Genomic DNA, 20,910 nt, shown 5'->3' with positions numbered 1-20,910 from the left:
GATTGTTTATGCAGTGGAAGCAGGATTTTACGCCCATCGCAGACCATCTTTGGCTGTCAGCCATCGTGGCACTCATTCCAATTTTATATTTTTTCTGGGCGCTCGCTGTCAAGCGAATGAAAGGGCATATTGCTGGGGTTACAACGTTGCTCCTTGCTTTGCTAATTTCTGTAATCGCTTACAGAATGCCGGTGGGAATGGCTGTCATGTCGATCACACAAGGGGCGGTTTACGGGTTGTTGCCGATTGGCTGGATTATTATTACTTCTGTCTTTTTGTATAAACTGACCGTTAAATCCGGCTATTTTGATATTATTCGCAATTCGGTGACGTCGATCACAGAAGACCGTCGCCTGCAGGCATTATTGATTGCGTTCTCATTCGGAGCATTTTTGGAAGGAGCTGCTGGATTCGGAGCGCCGGTAGCGATTTCCGCGGCGCTGCTTGTCGGGCTGGGATTTAATCCGTTGTATGCGGCGGGAATCTGTTTAATTGCTAATACCGCTCCGGTTGCCTTTGGCGCGATTGGAATCCCGATTATCTCGATGGAAGGACCGACAGGTATTCCGGCAATGGAAATTTCAAAAATGGTAGGGCGGCAATTGCCTTTTCTATCCATATTTATTCCATTCTATCTTGTGCTTATTATGGCTGGATGGAAAAAAACAATGGAAGTATTGCCGGCGATCATTGTATCAGGAGTTTCTTTCGCGGTTACCCAATACTTTAGCTCGAACTTCCTAGGTCCTGAGCTTCCTGATATTTTATCCGCTTTAGTTTCGATGTTTGCGTTGGCTGTTTTTTTGAAATTTTGGAAGCCAAAAAGCACGTATCGTTTTTCAACGGAATCGGAAGTAGCAGCGACTGCTCAGGCTAAAGCTGTTTCCTACACAGGCGGGCAAGTGTTTAAAGCTTGGTCTCCGTTTCTAGTGCTAACAGCGTTTATTTCTCTATGGGGGATACCGCAAGTAAAAGCGGCGTTGACAGGGCATTATGAGGGCACAAACGGATTGTTAAAGTTAATCAATTCGATTGGCTACCATCTGACATTTATGCCGGAAGTGCCGGGATTGAACAATAAAATTATCAATGCGAGCGGTCAGCCGATTGCGGCAGTATATAAATTAGAATTGCTCGGCGCGGCCGGCACAGCCATCTTGTTAGCAGCGTTCGTAACGAAATTTATTGTCAACGTGTCTTGGAAAGACTGGGGGCGTACATTTATTGAAACGTTGGATGAATTAAAGTTCCCAATTATAACAATTGCTTCGGTGGTCGGCTTTGCCTATGTCACCAACGCTTCCGGTATGAGCACGACGCTTGGTATGGCGTTGGCTAAGACAGATGCCCTGTTTCCGTTCTTCTCGCCATTTTTAGGGTGGCTCGGCGTGTTTATTACTGGTTCTGATACGTCTTCGAACTTGTTGTTTAGCAATTTGCAAAAGGTAACGGCGACATCCATCGGCATGGATCCAGTTTTAGCGCTGGCGGCGAACTCTTCCGGTGGGGTTGTCGGGAAAATGATCTCGCCGCAGTCCATTGCAGTTGCGTGTGCAGCGGTAGGTCTGGCCGGAAAGGAGTCCGATTTATTCCGGTTTACCGTGAAGCATAGCATTTTCTTAATTATTTTGATTGGCATTCTTGTATTCTTGCAGTCTAATGTTTTATCATGGATGATTCCATAGCGTGTTTAGACGGTTAGGGACGGTGCTTAGCGGACGACATGAAGGGTGCGCTAGGCTTTGTCCCTTTTCTGCGCGCATGGTGAAACCGGCATGTTGCGCAGCCGAAAAAGAGAAATGAAAGGGTGAGAAACTTGATTTCTAACGAAGTAAAACAGCAGCTGATCCGTATTGTCGGGGAGGAAAATTACGATGATTCCAAAGCAGGAAGACTTGTTTATTCCTATGATGCCACCCCGCAATTTCAATCGCTGCCTGATGCGGTGATTGCGCCAAGAAATACGCTGGAAGTTTCGCGAGTTGTGAAAATTTGCAATGAACACCGCATTCCCATCGTTCCGCGTGGGTCAGGGACGAACCTTTGTGCGGGCACGTGTCCGGTCGAAGGCGGAATCGTTCTTGTGTTCAAACATATGAACAAAATTTTAGAGATTGACGAAGAAAATTTAACGGTTACCGTTCAGCCAGGCGTGATTACGCTCGATTTAATGAATGCGGTCGAGGCGAAAGGATTGTTTTACCCGCCGGATCCGAGTTCGATGAAAATTTCGACGATCGGCGGAAACATTAATGAAAATTCGGGAGGCCTGCGCGGGCTAAAATACGGTGTTACCCGCGATTATGTCATGGGGCTTGAAGTGGTGCTCGCCAACGGAGAAATTATTCGCACCGGCGGCAAATTAGCCAAAGACGTAGCAGGATATGATTTAACCCGTCTGTTCGTCGGTTCGGAAGGGACGCTTGGCGTTATTACGGAAGCAACGTTAAAGCTGATTCCAATGCCGGAAACGAAGAAAACAATGCTTGCACTATATGAAGATCTGGAGGCGGCGGCCCGCTCGGTTTCGAAAATTATCGCCAACAAAATTATCCCAGCCACCCTTGAATTTCTTGATCAGCCGACATTGGAAGTAGTAGAAGCATACGCGCAAATCGGCTTGCCAACCGATGTTCAAGCGGTGCTGTTAATTGAACAGGACGGGCCGAAGGAAGTGGTGGAGCGGGATATGAAAAAAATGGCGGAAATTTGCAAAAAGGAACAAGCCGTTTCCGTACAGCTCGCCCGCTCCGAAGAAGAGGCCGAGGCACTGCGAACGGCACGACGCACAGCCTTGTCCGCACTCGCCCGCCTCAAACCGACCACCATTTTGGAAGATGCGACCGTGCCGCGTTCCGAGATTGCGAAAATGGTAAAAGCGATTAATGAAATCGCGGAAAAATACAATGTGAAAATATGCACTTTTGGTCATGCCGGAGACGGCAATTTGCATCCGACCTGTCCGACAGATGCACGTGACCGCGATGAGATGGAAAGGGTTGAAAAAGCGTTTGAGGAAATTTTCGCAAAAGCGATTGAACTTGGCGGAACGATTACCGGCGAGCATGGAGTCGGGGCGATGAAAGCGCCGTATTTGGAGTGGAAGCTCGGCGAAGCGGGCATTGCCGCGATGAAGGCTATTAAGCAGGCGCTCGATCCGAATAACATTATGAACCCGGGCAAAGTATTCGCGAAAAGCACAAGAAAACGGGTGGTGGTGACACGATGACGACGGAAAAAGAAAGGGAGATCATCCAGAAGCAGTTTCAGGAGCGGATGGATGAAGACGAGCTGATGAACTGCATGCGTTGCGGATTTTGTCTGCCGACATGCCCGACGTACATTGAATCGGGGTTTCAGGAATCCCATTCCCCAAGAGGGCGCATCGCTCTCATGAAAGCAGTCGTCGACAGGCTGATTGAGCCGGATGAGGATGTCGAGCGCTCGTTAAATATGTGTTTAGGCTGCCGGGCATGCGAGCCGGTCTGTCCTTCCGGAGTCCGCTACGGACACTTGCTTGAAGAAGCACGCGACATTATTCAGCAGCATAAAAAACATTCTTTTCTAGTCCGCGTTGTTCGCAAGCTTGTATTTCATGAGCTGTTTCCATACCCGGAGCGGATGCGGATGGCGATGGGACTGATCGGCTTTTACCAGCGTTCCGGCCTGCAGTCATTCGCGCGGAAAACCGGCCTGCTAAACATCTTGCCTTCTTCGTTACGACAAATGGAAAAAGTACTGCCAAATGTGCCACCGCTAAAAGAGATGAAAGAGCGGCCGCATCATCTTGCGCCGGAAGGGCCAGTAAAGCGGCGTGTTGCTTTTTTCACGGGCTGCTTAATGGACACGATGTTTATGGCAACGAATGACGCGACGATGCGCTTATTGCAGTTAGCCGGATGCGAAGTGATTATTCCGCCGGCGCAAACGTGCTGCGGCGCGCTGCATGGACATGGAGGGGAGAAACAAAAAGCAAAAGAGCTGGCAAAACGAAACATCGAAGCATTTGAACGGTTAGAAGTCGATGATATTGTGACCAATGCCGGCGGCTGCGGCGCCTTCTTAATGGAATACGACCATTTGCTGAAAGACGAGGCGGAGTGGAGCGAACGGGCGAAAGCTTTTGTGGCGAAAATAAAAGATATTTCCGAAGTGCTCGTTGAATTGGATTTTCAGCAAAAACGGCTGAAAGCCCCGCCGCAAATCGTGACGTATCAAGATTCCTGCCATTTGCGCAACGTCATGAAGACTTCTGCAGCGCCAAGAAAGCTGCTTCGCGCGATTGAAGGAGTGGAGTTTCGCGAGATGAAAGATGCCGACCGCTGCTGTGGGTCGGCGGGCATTTATAATATCGTCGAGCCGGAAATGTCGATGCAGATTCTCGATTACAAAATGGAAATGGCCAAACAGACAAAGGCGGCCACGATTGTGACGGCCAACCCCGGCTGTCTTTTGCAAGTGAAGCTTGGCATTGAGCGGGCGGGGCTTGCGGATCGCGTCCGAGCCGTCCATCTTGTTGATTTTCTTCTCGAAGCAGCCAAAGGAATTCAGGCGTCTGAACAGGAAGAACACATTCGCAAAACGTCATAATCGCAAAAGGAAAGAGTGGACAAGCCTTGCTTAAAGTGAAAACCCCGCGTTACATCAACAGTAACGCGGGGCTTCTTCACCGAAGCGTTTATAGAACCGTGCTGATCATCTTTGGTACGGCCTGGAGGGCTTTTCCGGTACCGATCGCTACCGCTTCAATCGGATTAGGTGCAGTGTAAACCGGAACGTGTAGCTCGGAACTAAGCCAATGTTCGATTCCGTGAAGAAGGGCGACGCCGCCGGTTAACACAATGCCGTGGTCAATAATATCACCGCTTAGTTCTGCCGGACACTCTTCCAGTACCGTATGGATGGCGCCAAGAATTTCGAAAAGCGATTCTTCGATGGCTTTTTGCACTTCTGTAGAACTCAACGTCACCGCTTTTAAAAAGCCGGTCACCAAGTCGCGGCCATGAATGACCATGGTTCGTTCTTCATGGATGCCAGGAGCATGGCCAATTTCCATTTTAATTTGTTCCGCTGTCTGCTCGCCGATTAATAAGTTATAATGTTGTCTTACATATTGAATAATATCATCATCTAGCTGATTGCCGCCGACACGAAGCGATTGGCAGGCAACGACTCCGCCAAACGAAATAATTGCCGCTTCCGTCTTGCCGGCGCCTAGATTGACGACGACGTTGGCCACCGGCTCATCGACCGGCAAGTCAGCGCCGATCGCCGCAGCAACCGGTTCTTCAATTAGGTGTACGTGTTTCGCTCCGCAATGTTTGGCGATTTCATAAAAAGAACGGCGTTCTACGGAAGTAGCGTGAAATGGGACGCTGATGACGACGTTTGGCTTTTTGACCGAAAAACCGATGCGTTTGCCGGCAAGTTTCAACACTTGTTTGAGCATCGTTGCCGCTTTGTCAAAATCAGCAATCACCCCATTTTTTAATGGATAAGTCGTTTCGACATGATTTGGGGTTTTCCCGATCATCACTTTTGCCTCGTTGCCAATCGCCAGTACTTCGTTCGTTTGAACATCATAGGCAATCACTGCTGGTTCGTTAAAAATAATGCCTTTATTTTTACTATACAGCTGTATATTCATGGTTCCTAAATCAATCCCAATTTCCGAAGAAGCAAACATGCTTAACACCTGCCTTATACAAGAATGGATTTACCGAAAGCGTAAGCAGCAGTTTGAATCAGATAAGCAGAGTTCCATTCATACATATATAACTTTCGATCCCATTGTTTCTTTTATGACGATGAAATGCGAAAAAGAGAAAAATATGTCGATAGGTAATATGGCTAAGAGGAAAAATTCCTAACGGATGGAAAAAAATTTTTTTCTTTCCATGTATAAAATAATAAAAAAGGGGAAATGAATAGTAGCGTAAAGTTTTCCAAGTATTCCCCCGATCCCCTATGAATATATAGAAGCCCTCCTATATCGGGAGGGCAACTTTTTTGTAATATAAACTCTCTACACATTAAGCACGCTTGCTTAATATGCCAGAGAGTTTTTGTTATTTCCTTATAATCGTTTTGCTCCGACATATCTTTTCTTCCAATAAGAATTATTTAAATTGTCAATTTTCACTCCTTTTGATACGGCGTGGATGATGCGGTTGTCCCCGATGTAAATCGCTACGTGGGAAACGCCTTTTCTGCTTTTGGATGTATTAAAGAATACTAAATCGCCAGGCTTTAATCCTGATTTATATACGGTTTTCCCTTTTTGGTACATCAGTTTAGAAGAACGAGGCAAAGTTATTCCAATTTTTTTATGTGTATAATATACAAACCCGGAACAATCAAACCCTCTTGGTGTAGTGCCGCCATATCGATATGGAGTGCCAATCAGTTTTTTCGCTTCAGCAATTAATAACTTCGTGTTCCCTGCTGCTTCAGTGCTGGAAGTGTTTACGAATAAAGAGGAAAATAGAACTAAAAACGATAGTGAAGCTAGTGTGATAAATTTCTTCATTTTCCCTAAACCCCCGACAACAAATTTTCCGATTCGACTTAACTTGACTATAGTATAACAAAGGATAGGACTCATTTTTTTTACAGTTGAATTAAATAATGTTACAGCCAAGTTACAAATATATAACCTAGTCCTAATTCCTTATATAAATTTTTTCTTTATTAATATGTAAAAGTTCACTACAAATCAATACTTATGTACTAAAATGCACACCGATTATGTCGTAAATTGTCGAATGAATAGGAATGGGGTAGGAAAGAAGGGGACAAACAATCTTTCTATAATGTTCATAAAGAAATCGAATAATAGATGATGGTGATTGTTTATGTCGAAAGAAATCGAATATATTTTATGGATGAGTTTTCTCGTGTTGCTTGTCTATTTGCTGGCGATATATATCCAAGTAAAACGAAAATCGCTGGAAAAATATAAGCGGGAATTAGAAGCAAGCGAAAATCGCTTTAAACGGTTCATGGAAATGACAATGGAAGGAATTATTGTTCATGGGCACGGCCAAGTGATGGAAGCGAACCGCGCTGCCTGCCAGCTGCTTGGATATGTGGAAAGTGAGCTGATCCATATGCCGATTGACGATTTAATAGTCGCCGGTTCGTTGAAGAAAATGGAGCACGATGATTGCCAGGAAGAACGCTACGAAATTCAACTTCGGAGGAAAGATGGCACCGTTTTGCCGGCAGAAATCGTGCAGCGCAAGTATGACCATGATGGTAGAAAGGTAAATTTCACGGTGATTCGCGATATTACAGAACAGAAGAAAAATGAAGAAAAAATGCGCTATATAACGACGCATGACGATTTAACCAGACTGCCCAATAAGGAAGCAATCCACCATGCCATTGAGAAAAGTATTCAGGAGGCATCTTCCCGCCAGGAAGAAGTGGCTATTATGTTTCTTGAGATTAGCGGGATGAAGACGATTAACGATTTTTACGGATATGCCGTAGGCGATCAGGTGCTGCTGCGAATCGTAACGGAATGGAAAAAACGAAGCGGCGAAAATGTGTTGCTAGGAAGATGGAGCGGCAATGAATTTATTGCGATTTTGTCCAAAAGCACGAAAGAAAAGGCGGAAATGGTTGCTAAACAGTTTAGTGAAATTGCTGATGTACCAATTGTGGTAGAAGGCTTGGAATTATATGTTACAATAAAAATTGGCATTAGTTTATATCCGAAGGATGGAATGGATTCAAAAACATTAATTCGAAAAGCAGATATTGCGAGATACCGGTCCCGGAAAAAGGTAGCAAGCGAATTTTTGTTTTTTGAGGAGCCAATGGCCCTCGTGCTTCACGAAAAGATTGCCATGGAGCGGGAATTGCGCCGGGCACTGGAAAAAGGGGAATTTGAACTTTATTATCAACCGCAAATTCGGCTAGATAACGGTGCCATTACCGGCATGGAAGCGTTAATTCGCTGGAACCACCCGGAAAAAGGGATTATATCGCCCCATACATTTATCCCCGTCGCCGAACAAACTGGCATTATTATCCCGATTAACGAATGGGTGATTCGTACCGCTTGTCGGCAAACAAAACAATTATTGGAATATTTCCCTAACTTATCAGTATCTGTTAATTTATCTTGTTATGAGTTTGAAAACCGTCGTTTTGTCGATAAGCTGGCAAATCTGCTTGAGGAGACAGGGTTGCCACCGCATCATTTAGATTTGGAAATTACGGAGCGGATGGCGATGGATACAGAGCGGGCGATCGCGATTTTAACCAAGCTGAAAGCGATCGGCGTTACGATCAGCATGGACGATTTTGGCACAGGCTATAGCTCGCTCAGTTATTTAACCGACTTGCCGATTGACCGCTTAAAAATTGACCGTTCGTTTGTTCGAAATATTCAAGGAAAAAAAGATGCGATTTTGCCGGCGATTATTCGTCTCGGGCATAATATTGGTGTGAAGGTGCTCACTGAAGGAGTAGAGACGGAAACGGAAGCGGCCTATTTAAGAAATAAGCGTTGTGATGAGGCGCAAGGATATTATTTTGCCCCGCCGCTGCCGTATGAAGCGTTTCTCAGCTTTCTGCGTGGGCAGCACCGGAATGAATTGCGGATACAGGAGATGAAATGATGGATATTTTTTGGAGAGTAGCGGAAGATAAAATTCGCGAAGCGATGAAAAACGGAGAATTTGATAATCTTCCTGGTTTTGGAAAACCGCTTGAACTGGAGGATTTATCCCATATTCCCGAAGACTTGCGAATCGGTTATTTGATGTTAAAAAATGCCGGCTATGTCTCTGAGGAAGTCGAGTTAAAAAAAGATTTAATGACGTTAGAAGATTTGTTGCGCTGCTGTGAAGATGAAGAGGAGAAAAAGAAATTGAAGAAGAAGCTAAATGAGAAATTGTTGCGCTGGAATGCGCTCATGAAAAAGCGGAATAAAACAAATTCCCAAGCATTGCGCGACTACCAGCGGCGAATTGACGAGAAATTCCGGTAATCAACGGAAAAGCTTGCTGTGAAAAAGCAGCAAGCTCTTTTTTTTCATTTTATGTGAAAGGAGCGTGGAAAAATGGGGAAAATAGGGATGATGCTGGTGAATGGCATTCCTGCTTTTATGGGAGCAAAAGAAGAGGTGCGTTTCCGATGAACAAAAATTGTTGTCGTATTAGCAGATGGAACTTTTCAACGGCTAATGCCAAAATGGTGTGAACAATACAAAGGAAAAAGGAGAGTGTGAGTCAGATGAAAAAAACGTGGATTTCTTTCCTAACTGTTTTGATGCTGACCATCCCGGCAGGAGTGCTGGCCGCCAATCTGGATTCCAACTCGGTGCAACAAGGCAGTATTGTCAAAGCTAACCACGCGATGGAACATTCATTTGCCGGACATATGTTCAAGCACGGAGAACTCGATGAACAAAAATGGATGGGAATAGTCAAACAATATACGCCAGACCAAGCCGATGAATGGAAAAAAGTTCTGAATGAGCGCAAACAATTGCGGGCAAAACTGCAAGATGAACAAGTGAAAAAAGCGTTGAAAACAAAATGCAAAGAGATGAAGCAAAAGCGAGAGCAAGCGCTCGATCGGCTGATTGACCGCCTCGCAAACAAAGAAATAACGAAAGAACAATTTAAGCAAGAGTTGAAACAATTATACAAGAAGAAAAAATGGATGTCCAAAGAAGAAAAGCAAAAACTGCGCGAGCTTCATCATAAAACATATGAGGCGATGAAAGAAAATGATAAAGAAGCACTTGCTGAGTTGCTTCCGCAATGGCTAAAGCATATGAAAAAAGAAAATGAACGGTTGGCAGAATGGATTCAAGAAGCGACGCAAAGATAATATAATGAAGAAAAAGGCCGTGGATTTCTACACGGCCGTTTTTTGTAAAGGGGAAAATGGTATGGGATATCCAATTATGCTGAATGTCGCAAATCAAAGCGTTCTCGTCGTCGGCGGAGGAAAGGTGGCGGAACGGAAAATTTACGGCTTGCTGGAAGCAAAGGCAAAAATTACGGTAGTGGCCCCCACGATTACAACGGGGATTGAACAGTTAGTCGCAGATAAAAAACTGATTTGGCGGCAAAAAACGTTTTCTCCTGATGATATGAAAGAAGCGTGGATCGTGATTGCCGCAACGAACAATCGGGCTGTGAACGAAGCGGTGGCGAAAGCGGCGAAGCCTTATCAGCTTATCAACATTGCCGATGACCCGGAACGGTCCAATTTTCATGTTCCTGCGGTCGTAAGGCGCGGCAGATTGACGATTGCGATTTCGACAGGCGGCGCAAGCCCGACCATCGCGCAGCAAATCCGCCGCCGGCTTGAGGAACTGTACGATGATGACTACGGGCGGTATATCGATTTTCTTTACGAATGCCGGCAATGGATTTTACGGCATGTGCGCGATGAACAAAAAAGGAAAGCGTTATTTAAAGCAATTGCTGATGAATCATTTTGCAAGAGGGGAAATTGGGAGGAGGAGTTTGAACAGCTGCTGGAGAATGCTATGAAAGAGGAAATTAGGCGAAAGGAAGAGTAGGATGACGATACCAATCTATGTCGTAGATGCGTTTACGAACGAGCGATTCAGCGGGAACCCGGCTGCTGTTTGTCTTCTTTCTGCCCCAATGCCAGAAGAATGGATGCAAAAGGTAGCGGCGGAAATGAATTTATCAGAGACGGCGTTTCTGTCCCCGCATAAAAATGGATACTTGCTGCGTTGGTTTACTCCAAATGCAGAGGTGGATTTATGCGGCCATGCGACATTAGCGAGCGCACATATATTGTGGGAACTCGGGAAGGTCGATCCTGATGAGATGATTTCGTTTTATACGAAAAGCGGCATTTTGACAACCCGCAAAGATGGTGAGTGGATACAGATGGATTTTCCGAGCGAGCCGCCGGCACCGATTGCTGCCTATCCAGATGAACTAGTCGAAGCGCTTGGAGTGGAGCCGCTGTTTGTTGGAAGAAATCGGTTTGACTACCTCATTGAAATAGAGTCAGAACAACAGCTGAGGGAATTGCAGCCGAACTTCACCTTATTACAGCAAGTCAAAACACGCGGAGTTATTGTCACAAGCCGGTCCTCAACGGAGAAATTTGATTTTTTTTCCCGCTGCTTTTTCCCTGCGATTGGCGTCCCGGAGGATCCCGTCACCGGTTCGGCGCATTGCTGCTTGGGGCCTTATTGGGAGACAAAGTTAGGAAAATCATTGCTTATAGCTTATCAGGCGTCGAAAAGAGGAGGAGTAGTCAAAGTCAAAGTAAATCATGATAGGGTGGGACTGTCTGGACAAGCAGTAGCCGTATGGAAAGGTGAGTTAGTAGACTGATAGAAATATGGAACAAGCAACCTTCCCTCTATGGAGAAAGTTGCTCGTTGGTTCAATCCTCCCATTTATACGTCCAAAACCGCTCGGTCTTCAGCCACTCTAACGCGTCGCCGCCACGTTTTTTCGCCGCTTTCATCAATCCTTCCGTTTGCGAGCGGTGCGCTTGGATGGCAGCAAGTTTTTTCTCGATGACCGGGCTGACATCGCGAATGACATCTGGCTTGCCTAAGTCTTGCTCACAGTTTTTCGCGAACGCGACGCAGTGAACGGTCGGACGCTTATCTTTTGGCAGGCGCTTGAGAGCGCGAATGACGGCAGCGCCGCATGCGTCATGATCCGGATGGACGCTGTAGCCTGGGTAAAACGTAATGACAAGCGATGGGTTTGTTTCAGCGACAATTTCGCCGATGCGGTCGGCGAGCAATTCTTCATCTTCAAATTCCACCGTTTTATCGCGGTAACCGAGCAGCCGCAAGTCATGAATGCCAATCACTTTACATGCTTCTTCCAATTCTTTTTTGCGGATCAGCGGCAGCGTTTCGCGGTTCGCAAACGGCGGCGCCCCCATGTTTCGTCCCATTTCGCCGAGCGTTAAACAGGCATAGGTGACAGGCGTTCCGTTTTCGATGTGCTGTGCCAACGTTCCTGACACTCCAAACGCTTCATCGTCAGGGTGAGGAAATACAACGAGTACGTGTTTTTCCTTCATGCTTCAGCCCTCCCTCCATGCATTAAAACGGCTCGTGGCTCAGCTGCAGGGCAACCGCCAATCTTCCTTCGTAATCATGGCCGGCTAATAGCAGCTGCCCTTTCTCGGTTATTTCCCAATGGGTTAATCCTTCCGCATAAACCCAGCCAAAATCTAATTTCAGACCGACGCGGTACGGTCCGTTTCCTGTGATTCTGCCGCGGCTGAAACGAATCAGCGCGTTACGGATGTAGGCTCCGGCAGAAAAAAATCCTTCGTTGTGATGGGAGGCGTACGCACCGTTCGTTGTTTCTAAATGAATATATACGTCTTGGTTGGCAAAGCGGCTGATGGCTGCTTGCACTTCGCGAACGTCAATGGGTTGCAAGCCAATCTCCTCCCTAGTCGTTCATTTTTTACTATTTTACCTGAAACAAGCGAAAGAACGGAAATATTTCGTTTTACAAAATTTTTTATTATAATAAAAAAGAATACGCATCTAAGACTCATCAATAGAGAAATACGCACCAATATGAAAAAGAGGTGGTATTGATGAGTTTTCAAGGGAATGGTATAACATTTTTAAATTTTGATCATACGTACCCGTCGCAAAAACAGCTGTTTCGCTTTCCGCATGAATGGATTGATTTCACTGATTTAGCCCATACGAACTTGTATTGTGAGCCGGAGTCCTTGCAGGAAATCGAAAAACGGCTGCGCCTTCGCCGCCAAAAAGGAGCGGTGTTCATCGGCAACGGAAACTATCATTATGTTTCTTATTTGCTTCTTCAAGAAATCAAAGAACCTTTTACTCTTGTACTTTTCGATCATCATACCGATGTTGGAAGCGGGGATGATCCTGTTATTTCCTGTGGTTCATGGGTATCATATGCGCTAAAGCATCCTTATTTAAAAAAGGTCGTTATGATCGGTCCAAAATCTTCACCACAGCATCTTCGTCTATCTCCTAACATTACTGTCTTCTCGCTGGATCGTTACAATGTTTCTCCAAGTATGCTTTTTTCCATCATTCCAACTCACAGTGTATATATTAGTATCGATAAAGATGTGCTTCGCCGCGATGATGCGGTAACAAACTGGAATCAAGGGACGATGCCGTTATCGTTTTTGCTTGCTTGTTTACGCCATTTATTACTCCATAAAAAGGTTGTCGGCGTGGATGTATGCGGTGAATACCCGCAAGCTTCCATTGATATCTTCCATCCTACTTGCCGGGAAGCCAATCGGAAAAATGAGCATGCCAATCGCTTAATTATGGAAACGTGTTTTCACTATGCATCGACGCACCCGCTTCTGGCGTAATAGAAGAAAGAGGCTGTCTTTATTGGCAGCCCTTTAATATATAATGCGAAATTGTTTTTCTTTTGGATTCACCGCTACTTCCTGCACGGACATCTCTGTTACTTTGGCAAACATCGTTCCTTCACGGATGGTGTCCATAAATAGCTGAATTGCTTCTTTATTTCCTTGAACTTCCATTTCCACTGTGCCATCGTCATTATTTCTGACCCAGCCGGTCAGCTGCCGCTTTAGCGCCTCATACTGTGTAAAATAGCGGAACCCGACGCCCTGAACGCGTCCGTGAACGATAAGATGAAAACGCTTCATCTATTCTCTCTCCTTGCCAACTATGTTTCTATTCTCATCATACAATAGACAAGGGATTTTGTGTATGCAATCGGAGAGAAGAAAAAAGGAGCCTAAGTGGAGATTAGGCTCCCTTCGCAGCGCGCAATAATGTTTCGATGTTTTTTTTGACCAGCTGTTGCAAAAAAGGATGGTATCCTAGATAATGACATAAAATCCATTGCTGATGCGGCGACTGAAAAGAGTGCAGTTTTCGTTCAATCGTTTTCATTAATACGCCGGTAAATAATAAGTAAGGAACGACAAAGATGTTTTTATAAGATGAACGGCTTGCCTTATCCAAACCTTCTTCCAGCGTTGGACGGATGGCGGCTAAAAAGCAGACATCCACACACGGAACGTCTGTTTTTGACTGCAGACGTTTGGCGATTTTCTCGATATCGCGCTTTGTATCCGGATCGCTGCTGCCTCTTCCGATGAGGAGAATCATTGATTTGCCGTCTAATGGTACCCCTTGTTCATGGATTCGGGCGATGACGATGTCAATCATCGTTTCATGGACGCCGAACGGTTTCCCACATACGATTTCCACATGGGGATGACGCTGTTTCGCTTGGCGGAGCGCCTCCGGGATATCGTGTTTAGCGTGTCCGGCAGATAAAAGCAGGAGCGGGAGAACAATGATGCGGGTTGCTCCTTTTTGCACGCAAATATCAATTCCGGTGATGATATCCGGCTCAACCAGTTCAAGAAAACAAAGTTCCTGAATGGGGACGTCGATACTTCTTTTGCATTTTTCGACGAACGCAGCCGCCTCCTGCCGCGCCCGGGGGACGCGGCTGCCGTGAGAAACATACAATACCGCTTCCATCTTTCCCCTCGTTACAACACCGTATTGGCGGCCGCGCTTTGTTTGGCAAGCAGCTGTTCAAACCATTGAATGTTTGCCCGCAGTTTCACGACGTCCCCAATGATGATCATGCTTGGGTTTTCGATTTTTTCTTTAGCGACGACATTGGCAATCGTCGCTAAAGTAGCCGTTACCGTCCGCTGATCTACAGTCGTTCCCCATTGAATAGCGGCCACAGGCGTGGAAGGAGATTTTCCGTATTTCATCAGCTGGTTGCAAATATACGGGAGATTGCTAATGCCCATGTAAATGGCAAGCGTATCAATGCCTTTTGCAAGGGTTTCCCATTTGATTTCTTCTTCGCTTCCTTTCCGCTTATGGCCGGTGATGAAAGCAACGCTAGAGCTGAAATCGCGATGGGTGACCGGAATGCCGGCGTAAGCAGCAGCGGCGATTCCCGAGGTAATGCCAGGAACGATTTCAAACTCGATGCCATGCTTGACCAGCGCTTCCGCTTCTTCACCGCCGCGGCCGAACACAAACGGATCACCGCCTTTTAAACGGACGACCGTCTTTCCTTTTTTGGCGTGCCGAACAAGGAAATGATTAATCGTTTCTTGCTGCATCGTATGATAGCCCGGCAATTTGCCGCAAAAGATGAGCTCTGCATCCTTTTTAGCATAGGACAGCAGTTCCTCATTAATGAGGCGGTCATATAAAATGACATCGGCTTGCTGGATGCATTTCAGCCCTTTAACGGTAATCAGCTCAGGGTCGCCGGGACCCGCGCCGACAAGGTACACTTTTCCCATCTTTGTTTCAGCCCTTTCTCCATTTGCTTTGTTTTCAGGAAGAATGGCGGGGTTCGCTGTAGACAACGAACCCGCCACCGCGGCGAATCGGTTTTTTTTCATGTAGAGAAATATCCGTATAATCAGGAACTTTTAAAAAATGTTTTTCTAATTCTACTTCAACAAGGCGAAACGCTTGTTCATCATCGGTGGCGGCGATGACGACATAAATGACTTCTGTTTTCGTTGTTACTTCAAACCGGTACAGAAACATTGCAGCCACCTTTTATGCCACCGTGCTGACTTGCGCTAAAATGCGGTCAAGTTCCGCCTGCAGCGCTTCGATGCCGACGCGGTCTAAATACGCTAAGAACGTTTCACCCGGCAATTTTGTTTCTTTGAAATAGGTTAATAGATGTAAAAGCACTTCGGAAATTTGCTCCGCGTCTATTTTTCCTTTTAATTTTTGGTTTTGATTGTACTTTCCGCCGTTGAGCAATGTGCCGCCGACGTAAATTTCAAACGCCTCGATCATGCCTCTGTCTTTTGTTTTCGTTTTAATGCCTTGTAGGCCGATATCAGCGATTTGCCGTTGACCGCATGAGTTTGGACAGCCAACCATATGAATGCGTACTGGAACGTCCAGTTCCAAACGTTCGTCTAAATATTCAGCGACGCGCCGCATCCGTTCCTTCGTCTCGACGAGCGCCAAATTGCAAAATTCAGTGCCGGTGCAAGAAACAGAATAACCGGTGAATGTTTTCGGACGGATAGTAATCCGTTCAAACACTTTTTCTTGCAACACAGCGTCAACGTATTCATCTGGGATATTTGGAATAATTAAGTTTTGCGAATTGCAAGTACGGACTTCGCCGGTGCCATATTGACGGGCGATTCTTGCGATTTCGAATACTTCATCCGCGCTTAAGCGGCCTAATGGAACGTTGAAGCCGATATAGTTTAATCCTTCTTGTTTTTGGCGATGGACGCCGTAGAAATAGCCAGGATTCCAACCTTTTTGTACGTCTTCACCTTTCGATGGGAGAGGCCCTGTGAGCTCAATTAATTTTTCTTTAAATTTATCGACGCCCCAGTCAGCGACAAGGAATTTGAGGCGGGCGCGATGGCGTTTTTCACGATAGCCGTAATCGCGGAAAATCGTTGTAACGGCGACAGCGACGTCTTTCACGCGATCTGGCGTCACGAACACATCCAGCGTTTGGGCAAGATATGGAGCAGACGATAAACCGCCGCCGACTTTCACATGGAATCCAAGAACTTCTTTGCCGTCGATTACTTTTTTCGCCGGCGTAAACGACAAGCAATGGATTTCCGCGTTAACCGTGTTATAGACGTTGGCGCTGATTGAAATTTTGTATTTGCGCGGCAAGTTGGAGAAATCTTCATTGCGTTGGAAAAATTCATATACTTCGCGGACGATTTCTCTCGTGTCGAACAGTTCGTCCGGATCGATGCCGGCAAGCGGGTTGCCGACGATATTGCGCGTAATGTCGCCACAGGCACCGGCGGTAGATAGCCCCACCCGCTTTAAGCGTTCAAAAATATCAGGAATGTTTTCAATTCGCAGCCAATGGAATTGAACAGATTGACGGGTTGTAATGTCAAACAAACCACGTCCGTAATCACGGGCGATGCCCGCTAGCGTCTCGAGTTGCTCGTTATTCAAAATCCCGGAAGGAACGCAAACGCGCATCATAAAATAGCCGGCTTCTCTAGGGCGCTGCAGGTAAAGCCCCGCCCATTTGAAAAGATCCCATTCTTCTTGCGGGATAGAAGAGAATCCGTGTTTTGCATAATAAGGAATATCATCAAAAATTTTTAATCCGTCTTTTTTGAGCTTTTTTAATTCCACTTTGTTTAAATTTGGGTTATTTGCCCATACTTTTTCATACGCCATTTTAAGATTCCCCCTTGATAAAATTTCGATCGCACAAGTAAGCAATCACTTGATTGGCGCATTCATCGATCGTGTAGCGATGGGTTTCAATCGTCAGTTCCGGCGAGACAGGCGCTTCATACGGAGAATCGATGCCGGTGAAATCGCGAATTTCGCCGTTTCTCGCTTTTTTATACAGCCCTTTTGGGTCGCGTCTCTCACACTCTTCTAGCGGGCATTTCACATAAATTTCGATAAACTCGTCTTTTTCTACTAAACGGCGCACAAGCTCGCGATCTTGCGCGAAAGGAGAAATAAATGCCGTTAGGACGAATTGGCCGCTGTCGACAAACAGCTTGGCGACTTCGCCGATGCGGCGAATATTTTCCGTGCGGTCTGCGGCGGAAAAGCCGAGATCCTTATTAAGTCCATGGCGGATATTGTCTCCGTCTAATACATAGTTTTGAATGCCAAGGTCAAATAACTTTTTTGACACGGCATTGGCGATCGTCGATTTACCGGAGCCGGAAAGCCCGGTAAACCATAAAATGCAGCTGTGATGCCCGTTGCGTTTGCGGCGGTCTTCTTTCGTAACCGCTGTTTGGTGCCAAACGATGTTCGTGCTCAATCTCGCTCCTCCTTTAACGTGTAGATGAGGTGACAGCTTCGCGCTGCTTTAGTCCTTTAATCAATACCGCTGCGACTTCCGGACGGCTGAACGTGCTTGGCGGCACTTGTCCGTTGCGCAGCATTTCCCGTACTTTTGTGCCGGATAATACAACGTGGTATTTCGGATCATGCGGGCATGTTTTCGTTGACGCCATGCCTTCGCATTTCGTGCAATAAAAGCTATGTTCGAAAAACAGCGGCGTAATGCCAAGTTCTTCCGGAGTGAAATTCAAGAAGATTTTTTGCGCATCATACGTGCCGTAATAGTTGCCGACGCCGGCATGATCGCGGCCGACAATGAAGTGGGTGCAGCCGAAGTTTTTGCGCACCATCGCATGGAAAATTGCTTCCCGCGGTCCGGCATAGCGCATCGCTGCTTGGAACACTCCTAAAAATACGCGGTCTTGCGGATAATAGTTTTCAAGTAATACTTGATAGCTTTCCATGCGGATGTCCGCCGGGATGTCATCCGCTTTCGTTTCGCCGACAAGCGGGTTTAAAAAGAGACCGTCGACAATTTCGAGCGCACATTTTTGGATGTATTCATGGGCGCGATGGACAGGATTTCGCGTTTGAAAGCCGACCACCGTGTTCCAGCCAAGCTCGGCAAAACGCTTGCGTGTTTCCGCCGGATCAAAGTAGAACGGAGCAAACCGACCTTTGTCGGTCCGTTTAACTAATGTAATTGGCCCGCCTACGTACACATTTGGCTTTTCAAATAGTTTCTGTACGCCTGGATGTTTGAGTTCATCTGTTTTGTAGACAAGAACTGCTTCTTTTGTTTTATCAGGTTGATAGATTTCTTGAATGTCAATGACTCCATATACTTCTCCGTTGTAAACGAGTTTCGCCGTTTCGCCGACAGAAAGCTCTTTTGCCTTTTCTTCGGTTACAGCAAGGGTAATCGGAATGCTCCATACGGTGCCATCAGTGAGCCGCATGGTTTCGACAACAGAATCATAATCGTTTTTTGTCAGAAAGCCGGTAAGCGGGCTGTAAGCTCCCGTTCCGATTAGCTCTAAATCACTTAATTCCGCCTTAGACAACTCAATCGTTTTTGTGACGGTATTTACTGGATAGTCAGGGTTCCAACGATTCACTAAAGTGCCGCCATGTGGAATGCTTAAGCTCATGTTGATACCTCCTAAATTTATTTATTTTATCGGAAAAATAAGTTTTATCGTTGGTTAAATGCCACCGCCGCTTTCATGCAAGGACCGCTGTTCTTCGGCGATGGTTTTCTTTAGGCTAATAATGCCAAGGGTAGCGAGACAAACGCTGAAAATGGCGATGATTGTATAAAGATCGCTGTCAAGCAGCAGTTTAACGAGACTGTACGAAATAACTAGCGAAAAAATAGGTGATACAAACCAAACTTTTAATAGCTGAATGACAATGCGCTTTTGCCAAATATAAAAGCCGTTTTTTGCTGTCCCGATGCCAATGATGGCAGAGGTAGTAATTTGGGTTAACGGTACGGGCAGCCCGAAAATGGACGAAAGAATGACGAGTGTTGCGCCGGTGCCGGAAATCGCGCTGCCTTCAAACGGAGAGAAGTTCGTGATTTTTTTTCCGTTTGTTTCTAAAACGCGTCTTCCAAGCAATATGGCGCCAAGGGCGACGAATATGCCGCCGAATATCGTTCCATGGGAAACGGAAATTAATCCGGCGCCGACAAGTGGGCCGACCGCATTGGCAACATTGTTCATTCCAGCCGAAAAAGCTTCAAAAAAGCCGGTCACAATTAAAAGCGTGACGAACGTTTTTCCCCATCTGCCTTGTTCTAATTGTGGATATTTTCGCTTTAGCGATAAAAACCATTTTCCTACGAAAAACGTAAATGCAAAGGCGATGATGGGGATAATGATCCATATGGAAACAATAAACAGCAATTTATGAAAATATACGGTTTGATAGGCAATGCCGACGCCGACAACCGAACCGACCGTAATTTCGCTCGTAGAGAGCGGAATGCCCATGATATTGGCGGCGAATAAGGATATTGTCGCGGCAGTTAAAATGATCACGACAATTTTGATGGTCAAGATGGAAGACGGGATAATCCCGGAACCGATCGTTTTGACGACCTCGCCGCCGCCGAGGCTGCCAAGAAACACTCCTAATCCGCAAAGCAGAAGGGCAGTTGATCTCCGCCTGATGGCGCCGGATCCGTACGCCACTCCCATTGCGGCGGCGGCGCCGCTGGCACCGATATTCATCGCAAAGAAAAAGGATACGATAAAAGCAACAACAAGGAGCATATTCGTGTCTCTCCCTATGAGATATGAAGCCCGCATTCCGTTTTTTTGTGACCGACCCAGCGGCCGGAACGCAAGTCGTTCGGATCGAGAGCAGGGGCTGTGCATGGCTCGCAGCCGATGCTTGGATAACCTTGATCATGAAGCACATTGTACGGAAGCTCGTATTTATATACATAGTTCCATACGTCTTTCCATGTCCAATGAATGAGCGGGCAGATTTTGATCGATTGGAATTTGTCATCTTTATTAATGTATTGGACGTGGCTGCGTGTCGGCGATTGTTCGCGGCGCAGGCCGGAAATCCAAGCGGTTACCCCGGTCAATACTTCGCGCAGTGGAATCACCTTCCGCAATTCACAGCATTTATTTGGATGGTGCTTCCATAATTCGTCCCCGAATTGTTTTGCCTGTTCGTCTAAGGATAAGCTTGGCTGTTTCATTACAATGCGGAGGGAAGGATATTTTTCTTTTACCTTTTCGATTGTCTCGTATGTTTCACGAAAATGAAGACCGGTATCGAGAAATACGATTTCCGCATCTGGCTTTACTTGCGAAATTAAATCAATTAACACGATTCCTTCAATGCCGAAGCTGCAGGCATACACAATATTGTTCTCATATTGGCGGTATGCCCAAGCGAGGACATCAAGCGCCCCTTTTGTTTCATTATCGTGAGGAAATGACGGTTTTTCTTCCGTTTCCCACGTTTGATAAGTGAGCATCTTTCTCCCTCCTTTGAAGTCAAAGAAAATAAAGTGGATTAATTGGTTATATTGGAATAGAAAGAGAACGAGCGCTGAT

At 46.1% G+C, this 20,910-nt stretch carries 21 protein-coding genes and 1 pseudogene; 9 read left to right on the top strand and 13 right to left on the bottom strand.

The features are described from left to right. Positions 1-8 precede the first annotated feature (8 nt). The 3 genes from GCA01S_RS14155 to GCA01S_RS14145 all read left to right on the top strand — a co-directional run bounded on the left by GCA01S_RS14155 (position 9) and on the right by GCA01S_RS14145 (position 4,590). A complete protein-coding gene (locus GCA01S_RS14155) occupies positions 9-1,685 on the top strand; it encodes an L-lactate permease (protein ID WP_017436108.1) in 1,677 nt (558 codons plus the stop codon). Positions 1,686-1,816: 131 nt separating this feature from the next. Next, positions 1,817-3,229: a glycolate oxidase subunit GlcD gene (gene glcD, locus GCA01S_RS14150; protein ID WP_017436107.1), complete on the top strand. Its 1,413-nt coding sequence runs from the start codon at positions 1,817-1,819 to the stop codon at positions 3,227-3,229. Next, complete coding sequence (locus tag GCA01S_RS14145) at positions 3,226-4,590, top strand: (Fe-S)-binding protein (protein ID WP_042410872.1); 1,365 nt, start codon at positions 3,226-3,228, stop codon at positions 4,588-4,590. Before glcD ends, GCA01S_RS14145 begins: the two co-directional genes overlap by 4 nt. An 88-nt stretch (positions 4,591-4,678) precedes the next feature. Here GCA01S_RS14145 and mreBH read toward each other — a convergent pair whose 3' ends face one another. After that, positions 4,679-5,686, bottom strand: coding sequence for a rod-share determining protein MreBH (gene mreBH / locus GCA01S_RS14140; RefSeq protein ID WP_017436105.1), 1,008 nt, complete (start codon positions 5,684-5,686; stop codon positions 4,679-4,681). Positions 5,687-6,076: 390 nt separating this feature from the next. After that, complete coding sequence (locus tag GCA01S_RS14130) at positions 6,077-6,529, bottom strand: C40 family peptidase (RefSeq protein ID WP_042410867.1); 453 nt, start codon at positions 6,527-6,529, stop codon at positions 6,077-6,079. 331 nt (positions 6,530-6,860) lie between these two features. On the opposite strand from GCA01S_RS14130, the pseudogene GCA01S_RS14125 reads away from it, so the two are divergent. The 5 genes and pseudogenes from GCA01S_RS14125 to GCA01S_RS14105 form a co-directional block, all read left to right on the top strand. Then, positions 6,861-8,630, top strand: a pseudogene (locus GCA01S_RS14125) (putative bifunctional diguanylate cyclase/phosphodiesterase); the annotation flags it as partial. Then, positions 8,630-9,001, top strand: coding sequence for a DnaJ family domain-containing protein (locus tag GCA01S_RS14120; RefSeq protein ID WP_042410865.1), 372 nt, complete (start codon positions 8,630-8,632; stop codon positions 8,999-9,001). The pseudogene GCA01S_RS14125 and the gene GCA01S_RS14120, both read left to right, overlap by 1 nt. A gap of 245 nt (positions 9,002-9,246) precedes the next feature. Beyond that, positions 9,247-9,849: a hypothetical protein gene (locus GCA01S_RS14115; protein ID WP_042410863.1), complete on the top strand. Its 603-nt coding sequence runs from the start codon at positions 9,247-9,249 to the stop codon at positions 9,847-9,849. A 61-nt stretch (positions 9,850-9,910) separates the two neighbouring features. Further along, positions 9,911-10,549 (top strand): NAD(P)-binding protein, encoded by a 639-nt coding sequence (locus tag GCA01S_RS14110; RefSeq protein ID WP_174407503.1) that lies wholly within the window; start codon positions 9,911-9,913, stop codon positions 10,547-10,549. Between the two features lies 1 nt (position 10,550). Then, positions 10,551-11,345 carry a PhzF family phenazine biosynthesis protein gene (locus GCA01S_RS14105; protein WP_017436097.1) on the top strand — a complete coding sequence of 265 codons (795 nt, stop codon included), beginning with the start codon at positions 10,551-10,553 and terminating at the stop codon, positions 11,343-11,345. A 52-nt stretch (positions 11,346-11,397) separates the two neighbouring features. Here the strand turns inward: GCA01S_RS14105 and bshB2 are convergent, their stop codons facing one another. Both bshB2 and GCA01S_RS14095 read right to left on the bottom strand, forming a co-directional pair. Next, positions 11,398-12,054, bottom strand: a complete 657-nt coding sequence (bshB2, locus tag GCA01S_RS14100; RefSeq protein ID WP_042410859.1) for a bacillithiol biosynthesis deacetylase BshB2 — start codon at positions 12,052-12,054, stop codon at positions 11,398-11,400. A 22-nt stretch (positions 12,055-12,076) separates the two neighbouring features. Continuing rightward, entirely contained in the window at positions 12,077-12,421 is a 345-nt protein-coding gene (locus GCA01S_RS14095; protein ID WP_017436095.1) for a YojF family protein, read from the bottom strand. A 164-nt stretch (positions 12,422-12,585) separates the two neighbouring features. Between GCA01S_RS14095 and GCA01S_RS14090 the strand changes: the two genes are divergently transcribed. After that, the gene (locus tag GCA01S_RS14090) at positions 12,586-13,356 is read left to right on the top strand and encodes an arginase family protein (RefSeq protein ID WP_042410857.1); all 771 of its coding nucleotides are present in this window, start codon (positions 12,586-12,588) and stop codon (positions 13,354-13,356) included. 33 nt (positions 13,357-13,389) lie between these two features. Here the strand turns inward: GCA01S_RS14090 and GCA01S_RS14085 are convergent, their stop codons facing one another. The 9 genes from GCA01S_RS14085 to GCA01S_RS14045 form a co-directional block, all read right to left on the bottom strand. Continuing rightward, positions 13,390-13,662, bottom strand: coding sequence for an acylphosphatase (locus GCA01S_RS14085; protein WP_017436093.1), 273 nt, complete (start codon positions 13,660-13,662; stop codon positions 13,390-13,392). 103 nt (positions 13,663-13,765) lie between these two features. Continuing rightward, positions 13,766-14,512, bottom strand: coding sequence for a sirohydrochlorin chelatase (locus tag GCA01S_RS14080; RefSeq protein WP_017436092.1), 747 nt, complete (start codon positions 14,510-14,512; stop codon positions 13,766-13,768). Positions 14,513-14,523: 11 nt separating this feature from the next. Continuing rightward, the gene (gene cobA, locus GCA01S_RS14075; RefSeq protein WP_042410855.1) at positions 14,524-15,303 is read right to left on the bottom strand and encodes a uroporphyrinogen-III C-methyltransferase; all 780 of its coding nucleotides are present in this window, start codon (positions 15,301-15,303) and stop codon (positions 14,524-14,526) included. A 34-nt stretch (positions 15,304-15,337) separates the two neighbouring features. Next, the gene (locus tag GCA01S_RS14070; protein ID WP_017436090.1) at positions 15,338-15,556 is read right to left on the bottom strand and encodes a DUF3906 family protein; all 219 of its coding nucleotides are present in this window, start codon (positions 15,554-15,556) and stop codon (positions 15,338-15,340) included. A gap of 12 nt (positions 15,557-15,568) precedes the next feature. Next, positions 15,569-17,200, bottom strand: a complete 1,632-nt coding sequence (locus GCA01S_RS14065) for a nitrite/sulfite reductase (protein WP_042410853.1) — start codon at positions 17,198-17,200, stop codon at positions 15,569-15,571. 1 nt (position 17,201) lies between these two features. Continuing rightward, the gene (gene cysC, locus GCA01S_RS14060) at positions 17,202-17,807 is read right to left on the bottom strand and encodes an adenylyl-sulfate kinase (RefSeq protein ID WP_042410851.1); all 606 of its coding nucleotides are present in this window, start codon (positions 17,805-17,807) and stop codon (positions 17,202-17,204) included. Between the two features lie 13 nt (positions 17,808-17,820). Beyond that, on the bottom strand, positions 17,821-18,981 hold the full coding sequence (gene sat / locus GCA01S_RS14055; protein WP_017436087.1) for a sulfate adenylyltransferase: 1,161 nt from the start codon (positions 18,979-18,981) through the stop codon (positions 17,821-17,823). Positions 18,982-19,035: 54 nt separating this feature from the next. Further along, positions 19,036-20,109 carry an inorganic phosphate transporter gene (locus GCA01S_RS14050; RefSeq protein ID WP_017436086.1) on the bottom strand — a complete coding sequence of 358 codons (1,074 nt, stop codon included), beginning with the start codon at positions 20,107-20,109 and terminating at the stop codon, positions 19,036-19,038. Between the two features lie 14 nt (positions 20,110-20,123). Further along, positions 20,124-20,831: a phosphoadenylyl-sulfate reductase gene (locus tag GCA01S_RS14045; protein WP_017436085.1), complete on the bottom strand. Its 708-nt coding sequence runs from the start codon at positions 20,829-20,831 to the stop codon at positions 20,124-20,126. Positions 20,832-20,910: the final 79 nt, after the last annotated feature.

The sequence above is a fragment of the Parageobacillus caldoxylosilyticus NBRC 107762 genome, assembly GCF_000632715.1.
GTDB lineage: Bacteria > Bacillota > Bacilli > Bacillales > Anoxybacillaceae > Saccharococcus > Saccharococcus caldoxylosilyticus.
This window is presented reverse-complemented; position numbering and strand designations above follow the sequence as displayed.